The 6589-nt window shown below is 57.8% G+C and carries 7 protein-coding genes; all 7 read right to left on the reverse strand.

Going from position 1 to position 6589, the window contains the following annotated elements; genetic code table 11:
• Positions 1-125: 125 nt before the first annotated feature.
• Positions 126-1535 carry an AI-2E family transporter gene (locus DW233_RS02035; protein WP_118266437.1) on the reverse strand — a complete coding sequence of 470 codons (1410 nt, stop codon included), beginning with the start codon at positions 1533-1535 and terminating at the stop codon, positions 126-128.
• Complete coding sequence (locus DW233_RS02040) at positions 1532-2323, reverse strand: RNA polymerase sigma factor SigF (protein ID WP_118266439.1); 792 nt, start codon at positions 2321-2323, stop codon at positions 1532-1534. The genes DW233_RS02035 and DW233_RS02040 overlap by 4 nt, the downstream gene beginning before the upstream one ends.
• 1 nt (position 2324) lies before the next feature.
• Positions 2325-2702, reverse strand: a complete 378-nt coding sequence (locus DW233_RS02045; protein WP_117776907.1) for an ATP-binding protein — start codon at positions 2700-2702, stop codon at positions 2325-2327.
• Complete coding sequence (locus DW233_RS02050) at positions 2695-3282, reverse strand: hypothetical protein (RefSeq protein ID WP_117776908.1); 588 nt, start codon at positions 3280-3282, stop codon at positions 2695-2697. Before DW233_RS02050 ends, DW233_RS02045 begins: the two co-directional genes overlap by 8 nt.
• Positions 3283-3377: 95 nt before the next feature.
• The gene (locus tag DW233_RS02055; RefSeq protein ID WP_197032187.1) at positions 3378-4727 is read right to left on the reverse strand and encodes a replication-associated recombination protein A; all 1350 of its coding nucleotides are present in this window, start codon (positions 4725-4727) and stop codon (positions 3378-3380) included.
• 60 nt (positions 4728-4787) lie between these two features.
• Positions 4788-6035 carry a deoxyguanosinetriphosphate triphosphohydrolase family protein gene (locus DW233_RS02060; protein WP_118266440.1) on the reverse strand — a complete coding sequence of 416 codons (1248 nt, stop codon included), beginning with the start codon at positions 6033-6035 and terminating at the stop codon, positions 4788-4790.
• A gap of 31 nt (positions 6036-6066) precedes the next feature.
• Positions 6067-6489, reverse strand: coding sequence for a prepilin peptidase (locus DW233_RS02065; protein WP_158567784.1), 423 nt, complete (start codon positions 6487-6489; stop codon positions 6067-6069).
• Positions 6490-6589 lie beyond the last annotated feature (100 nt).

Consider the following 6589-nt stretch of genomic DNA (forward strand, 5'->3'; position numbering starts at 1 on the left):
AAACAGTTCAAACGTAACGATATTACCATCCCACCGCGCCTGTGCAAAAAAGAGGGCCGGCACAATGCCGGCCCTTCAGCGAAATTGCATGTTAGCGCGTATGAATGTTAGCCCGAATTACCCCGCTACTTGTCGTCATCGTCCATGGAGCCGTCGATGCCGGTTTTGGTGTCGTCATCCGTGTTGGAATCATCATCCTTGGCGAAGGGGTTCTTGAAAAAGCCCGTGGCATCGGGTTGCAGACCCGAGAGCTTGATCCAGGGATTATCGAGCTCGGGCTTGGGCATAGCCTTGGCCTCGGGCGCGGTCTCGTTGCCGATGAGCTCGGACTCGTAGATGAAGGTGTCGTCGCCGAGCGCGTCGTAGGCGGCGACCGGGTTGCCATCGGCATCGCGGTACGGCGTGCCCTTAAACACGGCGCCGTCATAGGCCACAAGCTGGCGGCCGGTCTCGTTCTCAAAGTAGTAGACGAAAATGCCCTTGAGGGCTGCGCACAGCGGAATGGCAATGATCATGCCAATGGGACCCATGAGCGCCGACCCAATAACGAGCGCCGTGAGGCTCATGATGGGATGCACCTGCACCGAGCTCTGCATGACCTTGGGCGAAATCACGTTATCGGTGACGTTTTGCGCGACCATCGTCACGATGAGCGTCCACAACGCCAACATGGGGCTGAACATGAAACCGAGCACCGTGGCGATCGCCGCACTCACCCAGGGACCGACAACCGGAACCAGGTGCATAATGCCGGTGAAGATGGCCATGAGTGCTGCATACGGATGGCCGATGATCGTAAAACCAATAAAGGCAAGAAAACCGCCACAGATCGATGTGATGACCATGCCACGCATGTAGCCGCCGACCGAACGCGAAAGGATGGCCACCATAAAGCGGTACGAGGTCTCCTTTTCCTGCCCGATGATGGTGCAGACCTCGTGGTGCATGCGGGGATAATCGCAGGCAAGCCAGTAGGCAAGCACCAGACCCAGGAAGATGACGAACAGCTGCGAGGCCGTGTTGGTAATGAGCGGAAACACACCGCGGCCGAGCTCAGCAGCGATTTGCGAGACGTACTTGGACGCTACGGTAACCAACGAAGAAAGATTGTCGTCCAGATACTCCTTGAGCGGCGTGTTGTTGAGCGTCTTAGCGTGCGAGAGCATCTCGTTGAGATCACCACCCGCAACACGAAGCTGCTCGGGCAGGCGGCTCAGGACTTCCATGATTTGACCGAGCAAAATAGGCGATAGGATGCAGACGACGCCGACGAGCACGGCAACAACCACAATGAGTGCGATGAGCGAACCGAGGCCACGTCCGACGCCGTGATGCTCGAGCCAGTTGGTGATCGGAGACATCACAAAAGCGATGATGGAACCGACAGCGAGAAACTCGATGACCGGTGCCAGGATGCCCATAAGGTTAAAGATTACGGCAGCGATGACAATGCAGCCGACGACGCCCCAAATGCGCAGCGTCAGAATGCGGGTATCGCGAAGCGTGCGGTCGATTTGTTGGGGGTGCTCACTCATGAACGAATCATCACTCCGTCGGGGTCGATCTTATCTTGAATCTTCTTAAGGGTACGGCGCAGCAGGCGCGAGACCTGCACCTGCGAGATGCCCAGCTTCTTGGCGATCTCGATCTGGGTCATGCCCTTTACGAAGCGCAACTCGATAACCTCGCGCTCGCGAGGCGAGAAATCGCGGATGGCTTCCTCGATTACCAGGCGGTCATCGGTAAAGTCGAGCTCATTGTCCTCGTCGGCATAGCGGTCAAGAATCGAAGGCGCATCGTCGGAATCGGACGCGCCAGGAGCCTCGATGGGCACCGAGGTGTAGGCCGAGGACGATTCCATGGCTTCGAGCACCTCGTCGACAGTCACGTCGAGGTATTCGGCGATTTCCTCAACCTTGGGCGAACGCTGTAGCTCGTTGGTGAGCTTATCGGTAGCCTGGTTGACCTTGGCCGAGAGCTCCTGCAAACGTCGGGGCACGCGCACGCTCCAGCCCTTGTCGCGGAAGTGGCGCTTAATCTCGCCCAGGATGGTGGGCGTGGCAAACGTCGTGAACTCAAGTCCGCGTTCAGGGTCAAAGCGGTCGATAGCCTTGAGCAAGCCCAGATAGCCGACCTGCAAAAGGTCATCGAGCGGCTCACCGCGGTTTTTAAATTTGTTGGCAAGAAACCTTACCAGGTTCATATGGGACATAACGAGCTGCTCGCGAGCATCCGGATCACCGGTCTCCTTATAACGACGAAACAGCTCGCGGGTTTTCTCCTTGTCCCAAGCGGTTTTGCCGCTCCGGGAACGTTCGGTCATATTAGATATCCGCCTTGAGGTCGAGGGAAAGCGTTAGGGGCGCCGCAGTCTTTTCGTAGGAATCGCACACGCTTGCAAGAATGAGCTCGGCATACACAGCAGCCTGGTCATCCTCGTCGACGGTGGCCTGTTCCCCAAAGGTAAAGGTCATGCCGACGTGAGATTCGTCCACATCAAATTGAATGGTGATGTCGTCGCAGTCGACCGCGGTGCACCCAAAGATGAAGGCTTCCTCGGCAGCCATGCGGATGTCCTCGATACGATCGACAGACATAGAGCACAGGGCGCCGACGTTGGCGGCCGTCATGCGCACCAAGCGCGCGAGACGCGGATCACCGGCAACGCTCAGCGTGATGGGACAGGTTGCTTCGCTACTCATCGCAGGACTCCTCGGAGGTCTCGGCGGGCGTATAAGTGTAATACTGAGCGGGCTTAGCAGCGGGCTTCTGAACATCATCGTCGTCAGCAGCGGCATCGTCATCGCCAATCAGAACGCGCTCAGTAGGCTGCTCGGCCTCGGCGGCGGCAGCGGCGAGCTTGCGATCGGCGTCGGCTGCAGGAGCCTTCACCTTATTGAAGAGCTTCTGCACGGCGCCAGCAGCAGAATCAGTCACGCTCGATACGGCATTGCTGGCCTCGGCCACGCTGCCCGTGACCTCGGAGATGTCGCGAACGACCGCCTCAACCTCAACGAGGTTAGACGTCAGAGCATCAACGGCAGTCTTGCTCGACTTGAGGAGCGGCTCAACCTGTGCCAGCGCGGGGGTGAGCTCATCGACAGCGCCATCGAGCTTTGCCACCACAGGCTGTGCCTCGGCGAGCGTATTGTTAAGGTCACTCACCGTCTTGTCGAGCGAGTCGACGACGGTGCGAGTCTTGCGCAGCGTGAGCGCGAGCTCGACAACAGCCCACACGCCGGCAACGGCGAGCACCAGCAGGGCGATTTGAATGGGACTCATGCAAGCCTCCCGAAGGAATCGAAATACAGACGTTTTTCATGGTACCCCAAAGAAGGGCAAAGATACCCAAAGGGAATGCGCGAGGCGCCAATGGCCTACTTGGGAGCGTTGCCGCTACGGTCGCGCTCGCTTTGCTCCACACGCCACTCTTCCCAACCGCGGCCGGCAGGCTGCCAGAACGCGCCGCGCTCCAACCCCTCGGGCAAATAGCGCTGATCGACCCAGCCTTCGGGATAATCGTGCGGGTACTTGTATACACCGTACTCGTCGCTGCCGGGACGGTGACGATCGCGCAGGTAGCTGGGCACCTCGCGAAGACCACTGCTGTGGATATCGGCCAGCGCCGCATCGATCGAAGCCTCACACGCGTTGGATTTAGGCGCCAAGCACACATAGAGTGCAGCCTGAGCCAGGTTAATACGGCACTCGGGATAGCCAATGACCTCGGCAGACTTAAACGCGGCATGCGCCACCAAAAGCGCCTGCGGATCGGCGTTGCCAACGTCCTCAGAAGCCTGAATCATAATACGGCGAGCGATAAACTTGGGATCCTCCCCCGCATCAATCATGCGCGCGAGCCAATAGATCGTAGCATCGGGGTCGCTACCGCGCATAGACTTAATAAACGCACTGATAATGTCGTAGTGCATGTCGCCGTTTTTGTCGTACGAAAAGCCACGACGCGGGTTGGCAATCTTTACGTCATCCACGGTGATGGGATAGCGCTCCCCCGCCGCCGGCGCTGGCGTTCCCTCCGTATCGGGACGCGTGACGGCAATCTCGCTCGCCAGCTCAAGTGTCGTCAGGGCCGAGCGTGCATCACCCGCAGCCAGCGTACAAATGGTCTTGACCGTATCCTCATCGGCCGAGAACTTACCGTTCAGGCCCTGAGGTGCCTCGAGCGCACGCTCGATAAGCATGGCGATATCCTCGTCCTTTAAATGCTCAAGCTCCACGACTCGACCACGTGAGAGCAGCGCCGAGTTGACCTCGAAGTACGGATTCTCCGTCGTAGCGCCAATCATAATGACGGTACGGTTCTCAACTGCATGCAGCAGGGCATCCTGCTGCGACTTAGAGAAGCGGTGAATCTCATCGATGAATAGAATGGTGCGGCGGTCGTACGTATTCAGGCGCGTCTTGGCCTCGTCAATCACGCGGCGCAAGTCCTTTACGGTGCCCGTCACGGCGCTGACCTCGACAAACTCGCTCTTGGTATGGTTGGCGATAATGTGGGCCAGCGTCGTCTTGCCCGTGCCAGCCGGGCCGTACAGAATCACGCTCGACAGCACGTCATGCTCAATCGCGGCGCGCAGCCACGAGCCCTTACCGACGGCCTTTTGCTGGCCCACATACTCGTCGAGCGAATTGGGGCGCATACGCACCGCAAGCGGGGCATTCTGAAAAGAGCGCTCGCGCGTCGAAGCAGAAAAAAGGTCGTCCATAGCCATCCCGTGCATCAATCAAAATCGTTGTTGACCAACAGTATACCGAAAGGATACGAACTACCGTTCGTTAATATAGGTGCGGTGCGGAAACTTTAGACCTGGGAACAATTTGCTCGTCAGCTCGCAGAAATAACCATCCGTCATGCTTGCGATGTAATCGACGACAGTCTGATCCTTGTCGTCCTGCCAAGCATAGATGCGGCCATAATAGGAAAGCTGCTGCTCAATACGCGAAATGTGGTGCTTAAAGATGTAGGAGGACTCGTCACCCTCGTTTATATCCTGCAGGCAACGGTCGTAGAGCTTTTCGAACGCCTCACGCAGCTCCTCCTCGGAATCGCCTTCGATACCGCCCTTGCTATAGATCTTCTCGTAGTTCTCGCGCTTGGCTCGGCGGATCTCCTCAAACAGGTCCTCGCTCATCTCGATACGCGGTTTGCCGTAGCTATGCTCAACGATATCGATGGAAGCGTGCGTGAGAATCCAGCTGTTATAGGCGCCGCCCCGACCATCGTCAAAAGCGTCGGGCGACAGCAGGCCCGCGGCAATGGCGTCCTGACGATCACGACCGACGTAGGCGAGGATATCCGAGATACGCACCACACAGCCCTCGAGCGTCATGGGACGCAGGTGCTCAATCGCGCTATAGCCTGTGGCAATGCATTCCTCGACGGTTCGGTCGAACTGGTCAAAGGAACCCATGTCCGAAAGCTCAAAAACACGCTGTTCGTACTCGCCGTTGTGGCATAGCACGCCGTCGAGCGTCTGGAGCGACACGTTGCGGCCATACAGGGCGTCGAGCACGCGGACCGACTGAACGTTATGGAAAAAGTAGCGACCCGTGCGCTCATGATAGATATCGTTGAGAAAACGCTCACCGGCATGGCCGAAAGGCGTGTGGCCCAAGTCGTGGCCCAGGCCAATCGCCTCGATCAGATCGCAATTGAGCCCCAGGGCGCGACCGATATCGCGCGCAATGCGGGAGACAAGCTGCACGTGCAAACCGCGGCGTGACAGATCGTCATTGCTACGGAAGCTAAAGACCTGCGTTTTGCCTGCATAACGGGTGTACGCCGGAAGATGAAGTATCTTTTCGGTATCGCGCATAAACGCCGGACGCATAAGCGTGCCTTTGTCGGCGGCGCGATCAATACGACGAATGACCTGATCGTCGTTGCAACGATACGGGTTAACATAGCCCGAAGCACGATCGGTGGCAATGCGCTCGAAAAGTTCGGGCGACAACGCCGAGGGAATACGGTCCATGCGCGCCTTAATGACGGCCGTTTCTTGATTAGTTGCCATGGCATGCTCCTTAAGAAGGATGCGCAATCGGTTACAAAGTGCAGCCCACAACCTCGATTATGGCAAAAATCGGCACCAAAAACGGGAGCAATGGCAGGGAGCGCGATTTCGTGATGAGGCAGGAGAGGGCCAGGGCCAGGAGCGCGCCGGCAAATGCCACGATGCCACCCATAGGGTCGAGCGTGCAAAGCGCGAAAAGTGCCTTAGCATCTCCCATGCCGATGCCCGGGGTTTGGCGAAGACGACGCCAGAGGGACTCAGTCAGCACGAGAGCAAGATACACGATGACAGCAAGACCTGCGTGGTCAAGCGCTGTGTTCAAACCGAGATCGAACCAAACACCCGCTAACGCCGCCACCGCACACGCGCCGGCAAACGAATTCGGGAACCGCCGATCACGAGCATCGATAACGGCGCCAGCAATAGCAAACAACCAAAACGGGATATAGACCATCGAACGCCTCCTCGAGTTACATCGCATAAACAAAAACCACCACAAAGGTGCCTGTGAACTGCGCCCCGAAACTTGGACTGAATAAATAGCGACTACGCCG

The organism is Collinsella sp. AM20-15AC (assembly GCF_003471405.1).
Classification (GTDB): domain Bacteria; phylum Actinomycetota; class Coriobacteriia; order Coriobacteriales; family Coriobacteriaceae; genus Collinsella.